We start from the raw sequence: 17503 nt of genomic DNA, 5'->3' as shown, positions 1-17503 counted from the left end.
ATTATTCCTTGGCAGCCGACCGAGCCAGCTCCAACTCGCGGGATTGACGGCGCATGGTGCGATTGAGGGTGCGATTCTGCATCTTCAGACGCAGGAACAAGAGACCAAATACCAGCCAGCCCAGCAGGAAGCCACCACCAAAAAAGAATCCCAGCAACATGGAGAGTGAAAACTCGCCCTGGGCAATCAGATAGTTGAACTGCACCAGCTGGCCATTCTGCGAACCGACGGCCAGGGTCAGAATAAACACCAGCACCAGTGGAATGAGGGCCAAGATACGCTTCATAGGAGCTCCCTGTCAGTATCTAATGAAAGGCTGATTATCCTTAAAATCACCGGCAGACTCTAGAGCGAATGGGAAAAGACTTGGAGAAACCGGACAATTGCCACAAGGCAAACCATAAAAACAAAAAAGGCATACCCAAGTATGCCATTTTCTGCATTATTCAGCGATGTTCACTCGCTCGCGTAACTCTTTGCCAGGTTTGAAATGGGGAACATATTTCCCGGTCAGTTCAACCTTGTCCCCGGTTTTGGGGTTGCGGCCCACGCGGGGGGCACGATAGTGCAGTGAAAAACTTCCAAATCCACGGATTTCAATCCGGTCGCCGTTTTGCAAAGTCGATGCCATCTGCTCAAGGATCTCCTTGATGGCAGCTTCGACATCCTTGGCCGGCATATGCATGCGGCTGGCAGCCAATTGTTCGATGAGATCTGATTTGGTCATAACGTTAAATCTCCTTCCCCGATCACATGCAATATTCATTACGCCAATGATAAAAAAGGGCGGCGTGACACGCCGCCCTTTTCTTGCATCAAGGATTATTCACCCTTGGCGGCTTTGAACGCTTCAGCCATGGCATTGCTGAACACAACTTCTTCTTGTTGGTTCAGGCTGTCGATAGCAACACGCTCATCAGCCTCGTCCTTAGCGCGGACAGACAGGCTTACAGTGCGGTTCTTGCGATCAACGCCCATGAACTTGGCTTCAACTTCGTCACCAACAGACAGCACCAGAGTGGCGTCTTCTACGCGGTCACGAGCAGCGTCGGAGGCACGCAGGTAGCCTTCTACGCCGTCAGCCAGTTCGATCACGGCACCCTTGGCATCAACCTCGGTAACCTTACCCTTCACAATAGCACCTTTCTTGTTGTCAGACAGGTACTTATTGAACGGGTCTTCTTCGATCTGCTTGACGCCCAGGGAGATGCGCTCGCGCTCCGGGTCCACTTGCAGAACAACGGCTTCGATCTCGTCGCCCTTCTTGAATTCACGCACGGCTTCTTCGCCCTGGTTGTTCCAGGAGATGTCAGACAGGTGAACCAGGCCGTCGATGCCGCCATCCAGACCGATGAAGATACCGAAGTCAGTGATGGACTTGATCTTGCCGGAAACACGGTCGCCCTTGGCGTGAGTTTCGGCAAACAGCTGCCACGGGTTGGATTTGCACTGCTTCAGACCCAGGGAGATACGACGACGCTCTTCGTCGATGTCCAGAACCATCACGTCAACCACGTCGCCAACGTTAACAACCTTGGACGGGTGGATGTTCTTGTTGGTCCAATCCATCTCGGATACGTGTACCAGGCCTTCCACGCCTTCTTCGATTTCAACGAAGCAGCCGTAGTCGGTCAGGTTGGTCACGCGGCCAGACAGACGGGTGGTCTCCGGGTAACGCTTGGCGATAGCAACCCAGGGATCTTCGCCCAGCTGCTTCAGACCCAGGGATACACGGGTACGCTCGCGGTCGAACTTCAGAACCTTGACTGCGATCTCGTCGCCAACGTTGACGATTTCGGAAGGATGCTTAACGCGCTTCCACGCCATGTCGGTGATGTGCAGCAGGCCGTCAACACCGCCCAGATCTACGAATGCACCGTAGTCGGTCAGGTTCTTGACGATACCCTTAACTTCTTGACCTTCTTGCAGGTTAGCCAGCAGGCTTTCGCGCTCGGAGGTGTTCTCGGTCTCGATCACGGCACGACGGGAAACAACAACGTTGTTGCGCTTCTGGTCCAGCTTGATGACTTTGAACTCGAGTTCTTTGTTTTCCAGGTGAGCGGTGTCACGGATCGGACGCACGTCAACCAGAGAACCCGGCAGGAAGGCACGGATGCCGTTCAGTTCAACGGTGAAACCACCCTTGACCTTGCCGTTGATGATACCGATAACGGTAGCTTGCTCTTCGTAAGCTTTTTCAAGCTGCAGCCAGGCTTCGTGGCGCTTGGCTTTTTCGCGGGACAGCTTGGTTTCGCCGAAACCATCTTCGATAGAGTCCAGAGCCACGTCAACGGAGTCGCCTACGTTGATTTCCAGCTCGCCCATGGCGTTCTTGAATTCTTCAGCCGGGATAGCGGACTCGGATTTCAGACCGGCGTCAACCAGTACGAAACCATTTTCGATAGCAACGACAGTACCCTTGACGATGGAACCTTGACGGGTTTCAACGGCGTTCAGGGACTCTTCAAAGAGTTGAGCAAAAGATTCGATCATTGTTTATGTCACAAATGAAACATCCACTTGCAATCCGGCACAAGCGGGGTTGTTTTAAATTATCTGCGCCATCCATGGTGCAGACGACTGACATCAGTTTGTACTGACATCACCAAGTTGTTGCTCTGCATAGGCAAGTACCGTTACCAGCACTTCGTCTATGGACATGGCGGTTGAATCCACCACGAGAGCATCTTCTGCCGGTTTAAGGGGGGCAACGGCGCGATTTCTGTCGCGATCGTCACGCTCCCGAATCTCGGTTAAAAGACGCTCAAAGTTAACATCAAAGCCCTTATCTTGCAACTGCTTATAGCGGCGGGCAGCCCGTTCTTCGGCGCTGGCGTCGAGGAAAATCTTCACCTCGGCCTCCGGGAAAACCACGGTGCCCATGTCACGACCGTCGGCGATGAGGCCGGGGGCTTGGCGGAATGCGCGCTGACGACGCAGCAGGGCTTCACGTACCCGCGGGAAGGCGGCGATTTTACTGGCGGCATTGCCCACTTCCTCGGTACGGATGGTACGGGAGACATCCTCCCCTTCCAACACGACCTTCACCTGCTCGGCATCGACCTGGAACTGCACGTCCAGATTGGCAGCCAGGGGAACCAGCGCAGCTTCAGCATCGAGCTCTACATCGTGATGCAGAGCGGCCAGGGCCAGCACCCGATAGATGGCGCCGGAATCGAGCAGGTGCCAACCCAGTTTTTCAGCCAGCAACTGACACAGGGTGCCCTTGCCTGCACCACTCGGGCCATCAATTGTCATCACGGGGGCCATCTGCGGCATAACGTCTCTCCTGCACACTTGTTGCACACATCCCGGGAGGGATGGGGTAATGGGCGCCGATTATACCCAAATGTGCCGAGCCTGGCAGTCGTCGTGGCACACATTTGCGCAAAACCAGTCGCAACTGTCCTCTTTGTGTACCACCAGGCAAACCATTAAGCTGTGCAAGGTTTTGTTCTTATGGTTGTTCCGCACAAGGCGCGCTAAACTGGCCGCCCTTTTTTAAGCAGCTGTAGTAAGGAGCAACCTATGAGCAGCGTTACCCTCGTGGCCAAATCCAAGTTGCCGACCCCCTGGGGCACTTTCACGCTGGTAGGCTTTCAGGAAACCGGTACCGGCAAGGATCACGCCGCACTGGTGATGGGCGATATCACGGGTGATGAGCCGGTGCTGGGCCGCATTCACTCCGAGTGCCTGACCGGCGATGCCCTGTTCAGTCTGCGTTGCGACTGTGGCTTCCAGCTGCAGGCTGCATTGGAAAACATCGCCAAGGCAGGCCGTGGCGTCTTGCTGTACGTGCGTCAGGAAGGGCGCGGCATCGGCCTGCTCAACAAGATCCGGGCCTATCATCTGCAGGATCAGGGCGCCGACACCGTCGAGGCCAACGTGGCGCTCGGCTTTGCCGCCGACATGCGCGACTACACCATCTGCGCCGACATGCTCAAGCAGCTGGAGGTGAAATCCCTCAAGTTGATGACCAACAACCCGCGCAAGATGAAGGCGATGGAATCCTTCGGTATTCCTGTAGCGGAGCGGGTGCCCCTGCAGGAAGGGCGCAATCCCCACAACGAGTTCTACCTCTCGACCAAGGCCAACAAGCTGGATCACATGTTTAAGAAGTGATCCTGCCTCGCCGCTCGCCGCCATGAAAAACGCCTCCCATCGGGAGGCGTTTTTTGTTGCTCTCATATCGCCGCGGCGCTAGCGGATGGGCAGCTCGATATCGGCAAACATGGCATCCACGTCGTCGCTGGAGCGCAGGGCAATGGCACGCTCCACCACGTCCCGGGTCAGATGCGGGGCAAAACGGGTCATGAAGTCATACATGTAGGTACGCAGGAAGGAGCCCTTGCGAAAGCCGATCTTGGTGGTGCTGTGGGCAAACAGGTGGCTGGCATCGAGCGCCACCAGATCGGTATCGACCTGGGGATCCAGCGCCATGGTCGCCATTACGCCGATCCCCACCCCCAGCCGGACATAGGTCTTGATCACGTCCGCATCGGTGGCGGTAAAGACGATGTTGGGCTCAAAGCCGGCCCGGTTGAAGGCGGTGTCGAGTTCGGAGCGGCCGGTAAAGCCGAACACATAGGTCACCAGCGGGAAGCGGGCGATGTCGGCGATGGAGAGCTTGCCCACCTGGGTCAGCGGGTGGCCCTTGGGCACGATCACGCTGCGGTTCCAGTGGTAGCAGGGCAGCATGATGAGATCTTCGTACAGGTGCAGCGCCTCGGTGGCGATGGCAAAGTCGGCCTGGCCCTTGACCACGGCTTCGCTGATCTGGGTCGGCGTGCCCTGGTGCATGTGCAGGGAGACTTTGGGAAAGCGCTTGATGAAGCCCTTGATCACATCAGGCAGCGCATAACGGGCCTGGGTGTGGGTGGTCGCAATGTGGAGCGTGCCCTGCTCGGGGTGAGTGTGCTGACTCGCCACCGACTTGATGCTCTCCACCTTGCCCAGGATCTCGTTGGCAATCTTGATCACGTCCCGGCCAGCCGGGGTGATCTGGGTCAGATGTTTGCCGCTGCGCTCGAAAATCTGGATCCCCAGCTCATCTTCCAGCATGCGCACCTGTTTGCTGATCCCTGGCTGAGAGGTGTAGAGGCTCTCTGCCGTTGCCGACACGTTCAGTCTGTGGTTGGCAACCTCAACGATATAACGCAATTGTTGGAGTTTCATGATGTTAGGCTCTAAAGGCGACTTGAACTAATACTAACAAACTTTTGCCTGATAGCCTTTCCTTCTTGGCCATTTATGGCTGTGCCTGCGCCAGCAAAAAATCCCGCAAGGCGCGGTTCGCCATGGAGAGCGGATCCCCCCGCCGCCACGCAACGCACAGATCGAGAAAGATCGGGGGAGCAAACGGGATCCCGGTCAGGGCGGGCTCTTCGTCCAGCGCCATCCGCAAGAAGGTGGTCACCGCAAACCCCTGCTTCACCACCGCCTTGAGCAGCGGGATGAGGTTGCTCTCAAAGGCGATATCGGGCTCGCAGCCCAGCTCCTGGGCCAGCGCTTCCATGTGCTCGCGGTGATAGAAGCCGCGGCGAAACATCGCCAGCTCCTGGCTGAAGAACTCGCTCAGCGATACGCTCCGGACCTGACGCAGCGGATGCTCCTCCCCCACCACCATCAACATCTCTTCACGCAGCAGCTGGGCCCCCTCCAGCGCTGGCGGCAGATCGCTGGTGATGAGGATGGCAAGATCCAGCGAGCCGTCCACCATGCGGCTCAACAGCTCGCGGGTGCCCGCCTCCTCCACCCGGATCTTGAGGCCGGGGTAGCGATGCTTGAAGGCCATCAGGATCGGCGGAAAGTAATAGGAGCCCATCATGTAGGGAATGCCGATGCGCACCTCTCCGCGCTCCAGCCCCTTGAGCTCGGCCATCTCGGCCTCGGCCTGATGCATCTGGCGCAGCAGGCGCTCGGCATGGCGACAGAGCACCTCCCCTTCCGGGGTGAGCCGCACGTTGCGATCCTGGCGGTCGAACAAGCGCAGCTCGAGCTGCTGCTCCAGCTTGGCGATGGCCATGCTGATGGCGGGCTGCGCCACGTGCAACCCGTTGGCCGCCTTGGTAAAAGAGCCGGCATCCCGCACCGCCAGCAGATAGGTGAGCTGTTTCAGGTCCATATCAATTTGGTTTATCAGGTGGATAACTTAAATATATTATATTTATGCTCTGGCGCGCACTAACCTGCAACAAAGCTGTCAGGACAATTGCATATGATCGAAGTCGGTAGTCGTGAATGGATCCGCGCCACCCTGGCCCTCAGCCTGGGCTCCTTCCTGGTGTTTCTCAATCTCTATCAAACCCACCCGCTGCTGCCGCTGCTGGCCGAGGTGTTCTCCGTCAGCTCGCTGTCGGCCGGCTGGACCCTGGCTGGCTGCACCGCTGGGCTCGCCGTCTCGCTGCTTGTCTGCGCCCGACTGGCGGATCGCTTCGGCCGGCGCCGGATCATGCTATGGAGTCTGGCCGGCGCCATCCTGCTCTCCCCGCTCATCAGCCTGGTCAGTCAGTTTGAACAGCTGCTGCTGCTGCGGATCCTGCAGGGGGTCATGCTGGCGGGGCTGCCCGCCACTGCCATCGCCTACATGGGGGAAGAGTTCAGCAAGCGGGCCCTGCTCTCCGCCGTCGGGGTCTACATCGCCGCCAACTCGCTGGGGGGTATCGCCGGCCGGGTGGTCGGCGGTCTGCTGGCAGGCTGGTTTGGCGACTGGCAGCACACTTTTCTCGGCATCGGCCTCATCAGCCTAGCGCTACTGCCTCTCGTCATCTGGCTGCTGCCGGCCCAGACCCGTTTCGTCCCCGTCATCGCCAAGCCGGGCCAGTTTCGCCAGGCCATCGCCAGCCACCTCGGCAATCCGTTGCTGGTGGGGGCCTACCTCATCGGCGGTCTCAACTTCATGGTGTTTCTGAACCAATACAGCTACCTCACCTTCCTGCTGGCCAGCCCCCCCTTCTCCTTGCCGACCCAGTGGCTCGGCATGCTGTTTCTGACCTATCTGTCGGGGACGGTGGCCTCCTCCCTCAGCGGTCGCTGCGCCCATCGCTGGGGGGCGCAGCGCCTGCTGCTGGTCGGTATAGCCCTGATGGCGCTCGGCAGCGCCCTGCTGCTGGGCGGCTCGCTCGGCGCCATCCTCTCAGGCCTGCTCATCTCGAGCTTCGGCTTTTTCCTTGCCCACGCCTGCGCCAGCGCCTGGGTCGGCCAACACGTGGAGCACAACCGGGCGCTCGCCTCGTCGCTCTATCTGGTGGGGTACTATCTGGGGGCCAGTCTGGGAGGGCTCTATCTGCACCCTTTCTGGGAACAGGGAGGACTCGGGGGATTGGTGCTCGGCATCGAGCTGGTACTGGTCATCACGGCGGGGTTGAGCCTCTGGCTCGGCCACTTGAAGGGGCGCCCCGCCCGCCCCCGCATCTGCCATCCCTGATGCTATCTCGGCTATGAAACGGGGCCGGTCAAGCGGCCCCGTTTCATCAAGCCTGGTCGTAGTAGCCGGCAGGCACCGGCACCACGGCGCCGCTCATCAGCTCTTCTTCAATCACCTCGGCCAAGGTGCGCAGATGAAATTTGATCTGCCCAGAGGCCAGCATCACCGCCACGTCAGGATTGCGCTCATCGCGCAGGTTGCCGGTTTTGAAGGGCACCTCGGGATGGGCCGCCAACAAGACGTCCAGCGAAGGCACCACCAGTTCGATATGTTCCAGCCCAGCCTGGTGGCTGCGACCCGGTTTGGGCGCCGCCAGCTCGATGCAGGGCACGATGCCGTGGGCGTGGAGCACCGGTTGATGCAGGCGGTAGGTGGCGATGGGCCGTCCGCCGATCATCCCCTCCACCAGCAGGTCACCATGGCTTGCCAACAGTGCCTTCAGGGCCTGGTACTCCGGCAGGGTGGCGGCCCGATAGCAGAGGTGGTCGACCTCGATGGTGGCGGGATGGATGGCGAGGGCGTCCAGCTCGGTCAACAGCTGGCAAACAAATGGGGCCATCGGCCCCAGTGTGGTATCGAGTGAGTACGACATAATCACCATTTCTTCTTGGGTTGGAACAGGACGTCCAGCTCGTCCGCCTCTTTGTCCTTGATGCTTTGCAGCTCTTTCTCGCTGTGCTCCTGCAGGTGGGCATCGAGTCCGGCCAGGCCCTGCCGCATGTCCTCTTCACGGGCCATCAGGTAGGGATCCTTGTCGGTGACGCTGGCCAGGGCCGAAAGTCCCTTGGTGTAGAGCTGCCGGCAGGTGCCGAACTGCCCCTGGATCTGGGCATCCATGGCCCGTTTCACCAGGTTGGCGATGTTGATCTTGAGCTGCATCAGCTCGAGGCGGCGATCCTCTTGGGCAAAGCCCTGCGGATCTATCTTGCCCTTGTTGTGTTCGACCCGCAGCACGGCCCGCATCTTCTTGACCAGCTGCAGCATCTGGATGGCCTGGCGATCCGACTCCGGGGTCTTGAAGTGCCCCTCATCCTGGCTGCTGTAGTTCTCCTGCACGTTCTTGATCTGGGTCTGCACGTCGGCAATGCGCTGCTTGAGCTGGCCGCTCGGCATCACCAGGGCGATGGCGCGATAGGCATCAAGGATCCGGTGCTGCAACAGCAACACTATGTTCTTGGAGAAGGGCACCAGGTTGACGTTGAGCAGCATCTCTTCGGTTTCATCCACCACTGACTTGTGGCGAGCGATGGCGTGACGCTTGTCGGCCTCTGCCTTCTGCTTATATTGCTGCACCACGTTATAGGCGATGACCAGAAACAGGAGTGCGCCAATAGACAGCAATACCAAGGTTAAAATCATAGGAAGTCCAAACTCCTGTCCCAATCCAATTGCGTGATCCTACAACAGCTTACCTAGTTAAGGTAGTCCGCAGCGCGGAGCTTGCCCCCGATTTGTTGTGCCCAGACGGGCAGGAGCACAAGGGAAAGCCAGGATCACGCGGCGCTGGCGACACCGCCATTACCCCTTAGTATCGCCCATCAGGCCCATTACTTGAGGTTGAACCCCCTGGATCGCAGGAAATCCTGCATGAAGGGGCGCGCCTCCTTGCCCAGGATGCCCCGGATCTGGCCGCTCCAGCTCTGCTGCTTGTTGTTGCTGCTGCGGGACTGGTAGTAAGCCTCGATCTGCTGGTCGTAGCCGGCAAGCAGTTCGCGATCCAGTTCGGTCTGATAGCGGTTTTCATGCACCACCAGGGCCCGAGGCAGGCGGGGTTTCTGTTCGGGCGCCTGGGCGGGGTGGCCGAGGCAGAGGCCGAACAGCGGGATCACCTGATGTGGCAAGCCCACCGCCTCGCTCACGGCGGCCGGATTGTTGCGGATCCCGCCGATATAGACGCCGCCAAGCCCCATGGATTGGGCTGCCAACAGGGCATTCTGGGCCATCAGGGCACCGTCGATGGCACCGATCAGCAGTTGCTCCACAAAGCCGGTCTGGGCATCCGGCACCACTTCGCAGTGGCGATGGTAATCGGCGCAAAACAGCAGGAACTCGGCGGCCTGGGCCACGTAGGCCTGGTACCCCGCCAGTTCGGCCAGGCGGCTGCGCAGCGCCTTGTCGGTCACCCGGATGATGCTGTTGGCCTGCAGGAAGCTGGAGCTGGAAGCGGCCTGGGCCGCGCTCAGGATCTGGTCGAGCTGAATGTCGGTGATGGGCTCGGCGGTAAATTGACGAATGGAGCGATGGGCGAGAATAAGGTCGAGAGTCGGGTTCATGTTGCCTCCAGAGACGAAGCCCACACTCTACCCAAAAACAGCGAGGGGCCCAAGGCCCCTCGCATTAGCAGCGCCGCAGAGTAATGCGTTAGCCTGCCAGCGGATAGCGGCCGGCCTTGCAGCTGACCATGAAACAGCTCTCTTCCACCTGCGCGAGCGTCATCGGCTTGCTGAACAGGAACCCCTGAAACACGTGGCAGCCCTGGGTGCGCAGGGCTGCGAGCTCGTGCTCATCCTCCACTCCTTCGGCCATGATGCCGAGACCCAGGCTGGTGGCCATGGCGACGGTGGCGCGGATCACCGGCAGGTTGAGGCCCACCACGAAGGAGCGATCCAGCTTGATGGTGTCGATGGGCAGCCGATTGAGATAGGCCAGCGACGAGTAGCCGGTACCGAAATCGTCGATGGCAATCTTGATCCCCTGCGCGCTCAGGGCGTCGAGGATCTCGATGCACCCCTTCATGTCCAGCATCAATACCGTCTCGGTCAGCTCCAGCGTCAGCAGGCTGGCCGCCACCCCGAACTCCTTGAGCTGCTGGGCCACCAGTTCAGGCAGGGCGGAAGAGAGCTGGAAGCCGGAGAGATTGACCGACACCGGCACGTTTACCCGCCACTCCCGTTGCCAGTGAGCCATCTGGGCCAGCGCCGTCGACAGCACCCAGCTGCCTATCTCGCGGATCAGCCCCATCTCTTCGGCCAGCGGGATAAACTCCACCGGCGAGACCTGGCCCAGTACGGGATTGTGCCAGCGTAGCAGCGCCTCGTAGCCGAGCAGCTTGCCCTGTGCCACATCCACCTGAGGCTGGTAGCAGAGGCTCAGCTCCCCCCGCCCGATGGCCTTGGCCAAGAACTGCTTCAGGGTCAGCTTGCGATGCAGAGTCTGCTGCATGCTGGGGGTGAAGCGCTGCCAGCGCAGCCGGCCCATCTGCTTGGCCTGGTACATGGCCATGTCGGCGCGAGTGATAAGGTTGTCGCCGTCGTCCGCATCGTCCGGATAGATGGCGATACCGATGCTGCCGCCGATGGTCACCTCGGGCACCCCGCTCAGCTGCAGCGGCTTGGTCATCTGGGAGAGCATGAGGTCGGCTACCTCCTGCGCCCGATCGCTCGAGTGGCTGAGCGGCACCAGGGCAGTGAATTCGTCGCCACCGAGCCGGGCCAGCTCCACATCGCGCGGACAGATCTGCTTGAGCCGACCGGCAACCCGCTCCAGCAGCCGATCACCGGCCTTGTGGCCGTAGTTGTCGTTGACCAGCTTGAAGTTGTCCAAGTCCATGAACACCAGCGCAAAACGCCCGCCCAGCCCGCAATAGGCCTCCAGCGATTTCATCAAGCCATAGCGGTTGAGCAGGCCGGTCAGCGAGTCGTGCCAGGCCAAGTGACGGTGTTCCAGCTCTTCCAGCTTGCGGTCGGTGATGTCGCGCATGGTGAGCAGGATCTGCGCCCCCTGCTGAATGTGGCGAAACTGGTACTGAAACCAGCGCATCCCCTTGAGGGTGCGGCACTCCCCCTCGGCCACCACTTCATCGAGGCGGGAGAGCTTCTGGTAGAAAGCCTCGTCATTGCCGGAGAAGAGCTGGGAGAGGTAGCGGATCTGGTTGCCGAAACACATGTCAAAATGGTGGTTGCCACTCTCCAGCTGGCCCTGATTGTCAAACAGACAGGCCAGGGTATCGCCGGTGGCGAGCGAGGACTCCTGATAGAGGGTATCGGCGTCGATCACCGCTTCGGTCATCATCATCAGCCGACCCGCCAGCTGGATGCCGGAGAGGCGCAGGTAGATCTGCTTTTTCACGCCCTTGGGGGAAAGCGTCCACCACTCGCTGTAGCTGCGCCCCTGCTGGAAATCCCCGAGATAGCGCTGCAGCAGCAGATCGATGGCCTGCGCCATGTCGGCCGAGAAGTCGCGCGATTGCAGCTCACTCAGCGAGCTCGCTTCCCACACGCTCAAGGCGGCGCGATTGGCCCAATAGATGTGGTGATGCCGGATGTCATAAACCCAGATTGGGGTATGCAGCACATCCATCCCGTTCAATAACCGTTCGTCTAGCGTATTCATCTAATATGGTGATTCATGATGTGTGATCACAGGGAAACCCAGCGACGGAGGGCCCTCCCGGGCACCCGGCGCTGGTACAAAATCGGATCCAGCCCATAATGTGAAACAAGCATGCGCAAAGGGCTGACTTCATATGAAAACGCTACATGTGAAACCCATGGTCAGAAAAAACGGACTCACGTTGGTATTGTTGGGCATCATAGTAACCATTACTATGATTTTTATACTTTTTTTATTCGGTGAACAACCACTAATCCCCCTCGTCTCCGGCCTGCTGGCGGGTCTGATGATGATATTTATCGGCTCATTGAAGCTGATTGAACCCCACTTCAGTCTCTCGCTCTGTCACGATTGTCTGCAATATCACCATAAATACGGCGGTTGGATCCTGAAATGGAGAAATATTCAGCGAATAGACCAGCCGCGCATTCATCTGGGCTGGGATCTGGTCCCCCTGCCCTATATCGGTTTGAAAATAAAAGATTACGACGATTTTTTGACATTGATCACACCCAGATTGGCAGTGCGCCTGCTGACCGAGCAACGCAGCGTCTTGCTGCAGGCACTGCGCAGCGAACAACCGGCCTGCAGCAACGGGGGTTGTGCCTGTGCCTTTCAGGGCGAGGGATTGCTGGAGGAGAGCCATTTTCGCTCTCCCTCCGGCCAACGCTATGAGGGGGTGATCGCCATGCTGGCCAACCGCATGACCCGACTGCGCGAGCTGCTCGGCTACGATCTGCTGGTGCCGGACAACAGCCTTGACCGGGATCCGGTCGAATTTGTCCGGCTGTTGCACCAGTACCAGCGGGAGTCGAATCTAATCCAGATCAATTAAACGCCGGATTGAGCTTGCCAAGGCGGGCGCCTCTTCTTAAGGTCACTGGCTTGTTACACCCAGAACACCGCTTATGAAGTACATCGAAGAGTTCTATCTGTTCGTCAAGGTGGTGCAAGAGGGAGGATTCTCCCACGCGGCTGCCGCACTGGGCATGCCAACCGGCACCATTAGTCGACGTATTTCTCAGCTGGAAGAGCAGCTCGGCTGCTCCTTGCTACACAGATCCACCCGCAAACTCCGCCTCACCGACGAAGGGCTGCGCTACTACGAACGCCTGTGCACCCCGTTGGCCGCGATCGAACAGGCCACCGGCGAGATCCAGGGCAAAGAGGCCGACATCAACGGGGTGATCCGTCTGGCGGCCCCCATCGCCCTCTCCAACACCATCCTGGTCGACATGCTGGCGGACTTTGGCCTGCACTACCCCGAGGTGCAGTTCGACATTACCCAGACCAACGACCACCAGCATCTGTTCGACAACGACCGGGATCTGGTGTTCTTCAACGGCGAGCTGCCGCAATCCTTGCCCAATGCACTCTGCCTTGGCCACATCGAATACGGCCTGTTTGCCTCCCCGCTCTATCTGGAGAAGATGGGCACTCCGGCACATCCCGCCCAGCTGGAAGAGCACGCGCTGATCTACTGCTGGCCGCACCAGCACTGGCAGTTGACCGATCGGGACGAGCAGACGGTACAGATCAAGCGCACCGCCAAACTGACCGTCAACCAGACCCAGGCTGCCGTCCGGGCAGCCAGGCGCCACCTGGGGATCGTCAATGCCCCGCTCCACTACGTGCATCCCTTCCTGCAGGATGAGCAGCTGGTCCCGGTACTGCCCGACTGGAAAACCGGCAACCGGCCCTTCTATATGTTGCGATGCCAGCCTCAGTTTGCCCCGCTGCGTGTTAAGATGTTCGCTGAATTTGTTGAAAAATATTCAGCGCGCTACCGGAATCGCCAATGGGACAATCAATTTTCACCGGCGACCAGCCTGTCCCATTGCATCTGACCGTTGGCGGGCCACACTTATAGCAATCCTCGTTGACCAGGCCAGCCTAACACTATGAATGTATTGATATGTGATGACTCAGGATTCGCCCGTAAACAGCTGGCCCGTGCCCTTCCCGCCGACTGGGATGTGACGCTGCATTACGCCGCCAATGGGCTGGAAGGGATAGAACAGGTGCTGATGGGTCATGGGGATCTGATCTTTCTCGACCTGACCATGCCGGAAATGGATGGCTACGGCGTGCTGGAGACCCTCCAGCGGGAGGGGCTGCGCAACAAGATCTTCGTGGTCTCCGGCGATATCCAGCCGGAAGCCTATCAGCGAGTGATGGGGCTGGGAGCGCTGGATTTCATCAAGAAACCCGCCGCACCGGAAACCCTCAGCGCCCTGCTGAAACAGCATGAGCTGTGGCAGGCCAAAGGCACCGCCACTGCACATGACATCCGGACCGCCGGCCAGAGTGTCAGTGATGTCGGCAGTCTGGATACCGGCATCAAGATCAGTCCCGAGGTACGCGACGTCTATCAGGAGCTCGCCAACGTATCCATGGGCCAGGCCGCCGACCTGCTGGCCCGCCTGCTCAACGCCTTCGTGGTGCTGCCCATTCCCAACGTCAACGTGCTGGAAGTGTCCGAGCTGCACATGGCCCTCTCGGCCGCTGCCGACTCGGATACCCTCTCCGCCGTCTGTCAGGGCTTCATCGGCGCCGGTATCGCCGGTGAGGCGCTGATCCTGTTCCACGACTCCAGCTTCAAGGATCTGGCCCGGCTGATGAACCATCAGGGCGTGCTCGATCGCAACGCCGAGCTGGAGCTCTTGATGGATACCGCCAACGTGCTGATCGGTGCCTTTTTGCGCGGTTATGCCAGCCAGCTCGACACCCCCTTCAGTCAGGGCCACCCTGTGGTACTCGGCCAGCACAGGCCCATCAACGAGCTCATCAACACCAACAAGAGCCGCTGGCGTCGTACCCTGGCCATCGAGATCAACTACCGGGTCCAGGATTACGCGGTGCAGTGCGATCTGCTGCTGCTGTTTACCGAAGATTCCATCGCCACCATGAACAACAAAATCATGCACATGCTCTAGGAGTGACCATGGAAATCCGTGAATTTCATTGGCTGATGAACATAGTCCAGAACCTGGACGTGGGGCTGGTGGTGCTCGACAAGGAGTACAAGGTGCAGGTGTGGAACGGCTTCATGGAGAGCCACAGCGGCCGCTTGGCCGGCGAGGTGCGCGATGGTGTGCTGTTCGAGCTCTTCCCCGATGTGGATCGGGCCTGGTTCGAGCGCAAGGCCAACATGGTGTTCAAGCTCAACAACCGCGCCTTCAGCACCTGGGAGCAGAAACCCTATCTGCTGCGTTTTTCCAACTACCGCCCCATCACCGGCTCAGCCCCCCACATGTTCCAGAACCTGACGCTGGTGCCGCTGGCCGACTTTGGCGGTCAGGTGACTCACATCGCGGTAATGATCTACGACGCCACCGACGAGGCCATGCTGATGAGCGGCCAGCGCCAGGCGTGACCCGCTTTCTTCTCAACAATAAAACAGGGCGCCTTGGCGCCCTGTTTTATTGAGTGAACCTTAACGTGCGGCAAGGTACTCGGTGAAGGCATCGATCACCTCGTCGATGTCGTCATCGGTGATCTGCAGGTGGGTCACCAGCCGCATCTCGCCGTAACCGGAGAAGAGGATCCCCCGCTCCTTCATGAACGCGAGCAGCGCCTCGGCGTCCCCTTTCACCAGCCGCAAAAATACCATGTTGGTCTGCACCAGCGCGAGATCCAGCTCGATGCCGGGCAATGCGGCCAACCCTTCGGTCAGCCGTCTGGCACGGCGGTGATCATCCGCCAACCGGGCCACATGCTGATCAAGGGCAAACAGACCGGCCTGAGCCAGGATCCCCGCCTGGCGCATGCCACCACCCAGCATCTTGCGCAGCCGTCTGGCGCGGGTGATGAAGACACGAGAGCCCACCAGCAGCGACCCTACCGGTGCTCCCAGCCCTTTGGAGAGGCAGATGGAGATGCTGTCAAAGGGGGCGGCCAGCTCGTCTACCCCATGACCACTCGCCACCGCGGCGTTGAACAAACGGGCACCATCCAGATGCAGTTGCAACCCGCGTTCGTCGACGAACTTGCGCATCGCCTGCAGGTAATGAAGAGGCAGCACCTTGCCGTTATGGGTGTTTTCAAGGCAGACCAGCCGGGTCTGCACAAAATGGGCGTCATCAGGGGCGATCGCCGCGGCGACATCGGCCACTGCCAGCGAACCGTCGGCCTGCATGGGCACCGCCTGCAGCGCGACCGAGCCCAGCACGGCGCTCCCCTGTGCCTCATAGCGATAGATGTGGGCCGCCTGACCCACGATGGCCCCCTCACCCCGCTGACAGTGGCTCATCACCGCCAGCAGGTTGGACATGGTGCCCGAGGGGACAAACAGTGCGGCCTCCTTGCCAAGCAGCTCGGCCCCGCGGGCCTCCAGTGCATTGACGCCGGGATCTTCCCCGTAGACATCATCCCCCACCTCGGCATGCAACATGCTCTGACGCATGGCATCCGTGGGCTGGGTGACCGTATCACTTCGTAAATCGATATAGCGCATGACATCCCTCCTGAAGCAGGAGGATGACGTTAGCCAGCAGGAGCTGGCTTGGCAAGCGGACCGTTTCCGGAATGTGAAGCCGGTGACGGCTTACCAGGGCAGCAGCTGGCCCTGCAGATCAAGGAAGCCGCCGGACTGGGCCGGCGACAACTGGTTGATGAGATCAAGCAGACGCGGCGCCACCAGCGCCGGATCCTGCAAGGTCTCGGCCGCCAGCTCATCGAGGAAAGGTTGATTCATGGGGGTGGCCATCAGCCCCGGGTGCACGGTGACAACCCCGGCGGCGGGGAAGCGCTCCCGCCACTCGTGGGCCAGCGTTCTTGCCCCCATGTTGAGCGCTGCCTTGCTCATCCGGTAGCTGTATCGACTGCCCGTCTCGTTGGCGCCAAGACTGCCGGCCAGATCGGAGAGAGAGCAAAGCCAGAGGCGGGTATCCGGCGTCATCCGGCGGCTCAGGCAGGCGGCCAGAGCCAGCTGCGGCCAGGCGTTGGCCAGCAGGCTGTCGCACAGCCACCTGGGGTTGACCTCCTCCACCCGCCGCTCCGGCATGAAGTTGATGTCGTGCAGCAGGCCGATGGTGTTGATCACCACGCTCGGCAACGGCGCCGTGTCATAGAGGGTGAACAGGGCATCGAAGGAGAGCGCATCCACCTCCTGCAACGGGAAATAGCAGACGGGATCTACCCCCTTGGGCAACTGTCTGCCGGCCAGCACCAGCTCCTCGCCACGGGCGGATAGCTCATGTGCCAGCGCCGTGCCCAATCCGCCGCTGCCCAAGATCAGATAGCCCATCTCCCTCTCCCCGCTGTCCTCATCTGCTTTAGAGGGTATCAGAATAATCCCCGGCCGTTGCCCGGCCATCCCCATACAGGCTCACGCCTCATGCAGGTGTTTGCCAAATTCGCGCGCCCGCGCCAGATCCAGAAATCCGTCAGCCTGCTTGTGACTGCGCAAGAACTGGTAATAGGCGAGCAGGGTTACCAGCTCGTCTTCTGCGGGCAGACGCTGCTGCGGCAACTGTTCCTGCAACAGGGTGCCGGCGGCGCTCAGCGCTTCTCGGTCCACCACTTCCGCCTGCCGATAAAGGTAGCCGCAGCCGGTGGCGAGCCACTCCAGCGAGCAGTTGGCGGCCATGGCAATCTGGTTGGCCTTGCCAAGGCCGGGTTCGGCCCCTTTCAGATATTTACGGATCAAGGCTTCGCTCAACCCCACCTTGCGGGCAAAGGCACTGATGCTGCCCGTCCCGATCAGGCTCTGCAAGCGCTCGGCAAAACCGTCCATTTCCTTCC

Annotated in this window: 19 protein-coding genes; 6 read left to right on the top strand and 13 right to left on the bottom strand. The window is 59.9% G+C overall.

Annotated features, from left to right (window positions below; all coding sequences use genetic code 11):
• Position 1: 1 nt before the first annotated feature.
• The 4 genes from AHA_RS09120 to cmk form a co-directional block, all read right to left on the bottom strand.
• Positions 2-286 carry a LapA family protein gene (locus AHA_RS09120; RefSeq protein ID WP_011705692.1) on the bottom strand — a complete coding sequence of 95 codons (285 nt, stop codon included), beginning with the start codon at positions 284-286 and terminating at the stop codon, positions 2-4.
• A gap of 156 nt (positions 287-442) precedes the next feature.
• The gene (gene ihfB, locus AHA_RS09115; RefSeq protein WP_011705691.1) at positions 443-727 is read right to left on the bottom strand and encodes an integration host factor subunit beta; all 285 of its coding nucleotides are present in this window, start codon (positions 725-727) and stop codon (positions 443-445) included.
• 95 nt (positions 728-822) lie between these two features.
• The gene (gene rpsA, locus AHA_RS09110) at positions 823-2493 is read right to left on the bottom strand and encodes a 30S ribosomal protein S1 (protein WP_011705690.1); all 1671 of its coding nucleotides are present in this window, start codon (positions 2491-2493) and stop codon (positions 823-825) included.
• A gap of 93 nt (positions 2494-2586) precedes the next feature.
• The gene (gene cmk, locus AHA_RS09105) at positions 2587-3279 is read right to left on the bottom strand and encodes a (d)CMP kinase (protein ID WP_011705689.1); all 693 of its coding nucleotides are present in this window, start codon (positions 3277-3279) and stop codon (positions 2587-2589) included.
• A 249-nt stretch (positions 3280-3528) separates the two neighbouring features.
• On the opposite strand from cmk, the gene ribA reads away from it, so the two are divergent.
• Complete coding sequence (ribA, locus tag AHA_RS09100; protein WP_010634253.1) at positions 3529-4122, top strand: GTP cyclohydrolase II; 594 nt, start codon at positions 3529-3531, stop codon at positions 4120-4122.
• A gap of 78 nt (positions 4123-4200) precedes the next feature.
• On the opposite strand, the gene cysB is transcribed toward ribA, so the two are convergent.
• The gene (gene cysB, locus AHA_RS09095; protein WP_010634254.1) at positions 4201-5175 is read right to left on the bottom strand and encodes an HTH-type transcriptional regulator CysB; all 975 of its coding nucleotides are present in this window, start codon (positions 5173-5175) and stop codon (positions 4201-4203) included.
• 73 nt (positions 5176-5248) lie between these two features.
• Positions 5249-6124, bottom strand: a complete 876-nt coding sequence (locus AHA_RS09090) for a LysR family transcriptional regulator (protein ID WP_011705688.1) — start codon at positions 6122-6124, stop codon at positions 5249-5251.
• 93 nt (positions 6125-6217) lie between these two features.
• Here AHA_RS09090 and AHA_RS09085 point away from each other — a divergent pair, with 93 nt between their 5' ends.
• On the top strand, positions 6218-7426 hold the full coding sequence (locus AHA_RS09085; protein WP_011705687.1) for an MFS transporter: 1209 nt from the start codon (positions 6218-6220) through the stop codon (positions 7424-7426).
• A 46-nt stretch (positions 7427-7472) separates the two neighbouring features.
• Here AHA_RS09085 and AHA_RS09080 read toward each other — a convergent pair whose 3' ends face one another.
• The 4 genes from AHA_RS09080 to AHA_RS09065 all read right to left on the bottom strand — a co-directional run bounded on the left by AHA_RS09080 (position 7473) and on the right by AHA_RS09065 (position 11725).
• Positions 7473-8027: a VOC family protein gene (locus tag AHA_RS09080; RefSeq protein ID WP_164927602.1), complete on the bottom strand. Its 555-nt coding sequence runs from the start codon at positions 8025-8027 to the stop codon at positions 7473-7475.
• Positions 8021-8785, bottom strand: coding sequence for a DNA repair ATPase (locus tag AHA_RS09075; protein ID WP_011705685.1), 765 nt, complete (start codon positions 8783-8785; stop codon positions 8021-8023). The genes AHA_RS09080 and AHA_RS09075 overlap by 7 nt, the downstream gene beginning before the upstream one ends.
• Positions 8786-8973: 188 nt before the next feature.
• Complete coding sequence (gene nfsA / locus AHA_RS09070) at positions 8974-9699, bottom strand: oxygen-insensitive NADPH nitroreductase (RefSeq protein ID WP_011705684.1); 726 nt, start codon at positions 9697-9699, stop codon at positions 8974-8976.
• Between the two features lie 88 nt (positions 9700-9787).
• Complete coding sequence (locus AHA_RS09065) at positions 9788-11725, bottom strand: putative bifunctional diguanylate cyclase/phosphodiesterase (RefSeq protein ID WP_164927790.1); 1938 nt, start codon at positions 11723-11725, stop codon at positions 9788-9790.
• 166 nt (positions 11726-11891) lie between these two features.
• On the opposite strand from AHA_RS09065, the gene AHA_RS09060 reads away from it, so the two are divergent.
• From AHA_RS09060 to AHA_RS09045, 4 genes are all read left to right on the top strand, one after another.
• Positions 11892-12593, top strand: a complete 702-nt coding sequence (locus AHA_RS09060; protein WP_011705682.1) for a DUF2982 domain-containing protein — start codon at positions 11892-11894, stop codon at positions 12591-12593.
• Positions 12594-12666: 73 nt separating this feature from the next.
• Positions 12667-13605 carry a LysR family transcriptional regulator gene (locus AHA_RS09055; RefSeq protein ID WP_011705681.1) on the top strand — a complete coding sequence of 313 codons (939 nt, stop codon included), beginning with the start codon at positions 12667-12669 and terminating at the stop codon, positions 13603-13605.
• A gap of 54 nt (positions 13606-13659) precedes the next feature.
• Positions 13660-14694: a response regulator gene (locus AHA_RS09050; RefSeq protein WP_011705680.1), complete on the top strand. Its 1035-nt coding sequence runs from the start codon at positions 13660-13662 to the stop codon at positions 14692-14694.
• An 8-nt stretch (positions 14695-14702) separates the two neighbouring features.
• On the top strand, positions 14703-15134 hold the full coding sequence (locus AHA_RS09045; RefSeq protein WP_005346525.1) for a PAS domain-containing protein: 432 nt from the start codon (positions 14703-14705) through the stop codon (positions 15132-15134).
• Positions 15135-15194: 60 nt separating this feature from the next.
• Here the strand turns inward: AHA_RS09045 and ltaE are convergent, their stop codons facing one another.
• The 3 genes from ltaE to AHA_RS09030 form a co-directional block, all read right to left on the bottom strand.
• Positions 15195-16214, bottom strand: a complete 1020-nt coding sequence (ltaE, locus tag AHA_RS09040; protein WP_011705678.1) for a low-specificity L-threonine aldolase — start codon at positions 16212-16214, stop codon at positions 15195-15197.
• 90 nt (positions 16215-16304) lie between these two features.
• Positions 16305-17006: a Rossmann-fold NAD(P)-binding domain-containing protein gene (locus AHA_RS09035; protein WP_011705677.1), complete on the bottom strand. Its 702-nt coding sequence runs from the start codon at positions 17004-17006 to the stop codon at positions 16305-16307.
• Positions 17007-17087: 81 nt separating this feature from the next.
• A complete protein-coding gene (locus AHA_RS09030; protein WP_011705676.1) occupies positions 17088-17495 on the bottom strand; it encodes a helix-turn-helix domain-containing protein in 408 nt (135 codons plus the stop codon).
• Positions 17496-17503: the final 8 nt, after the last annotated feature.

This window comes from Aeromonas hydrophila subsp. hydrophila ATCC 7966 (genome assembly GCF_000014805.1).
Lineage (GTDB): Bacteria > Pseudomonadota > Gammaproteobacteria > Enterobacterales > Aeromonadaceae > Aeromonas > Aeromonas hydrophila.
Note: the sequence above shows the minus strand (reverse complement) of the source record. Positions and strands in the feature narration are given on the sequence as shown.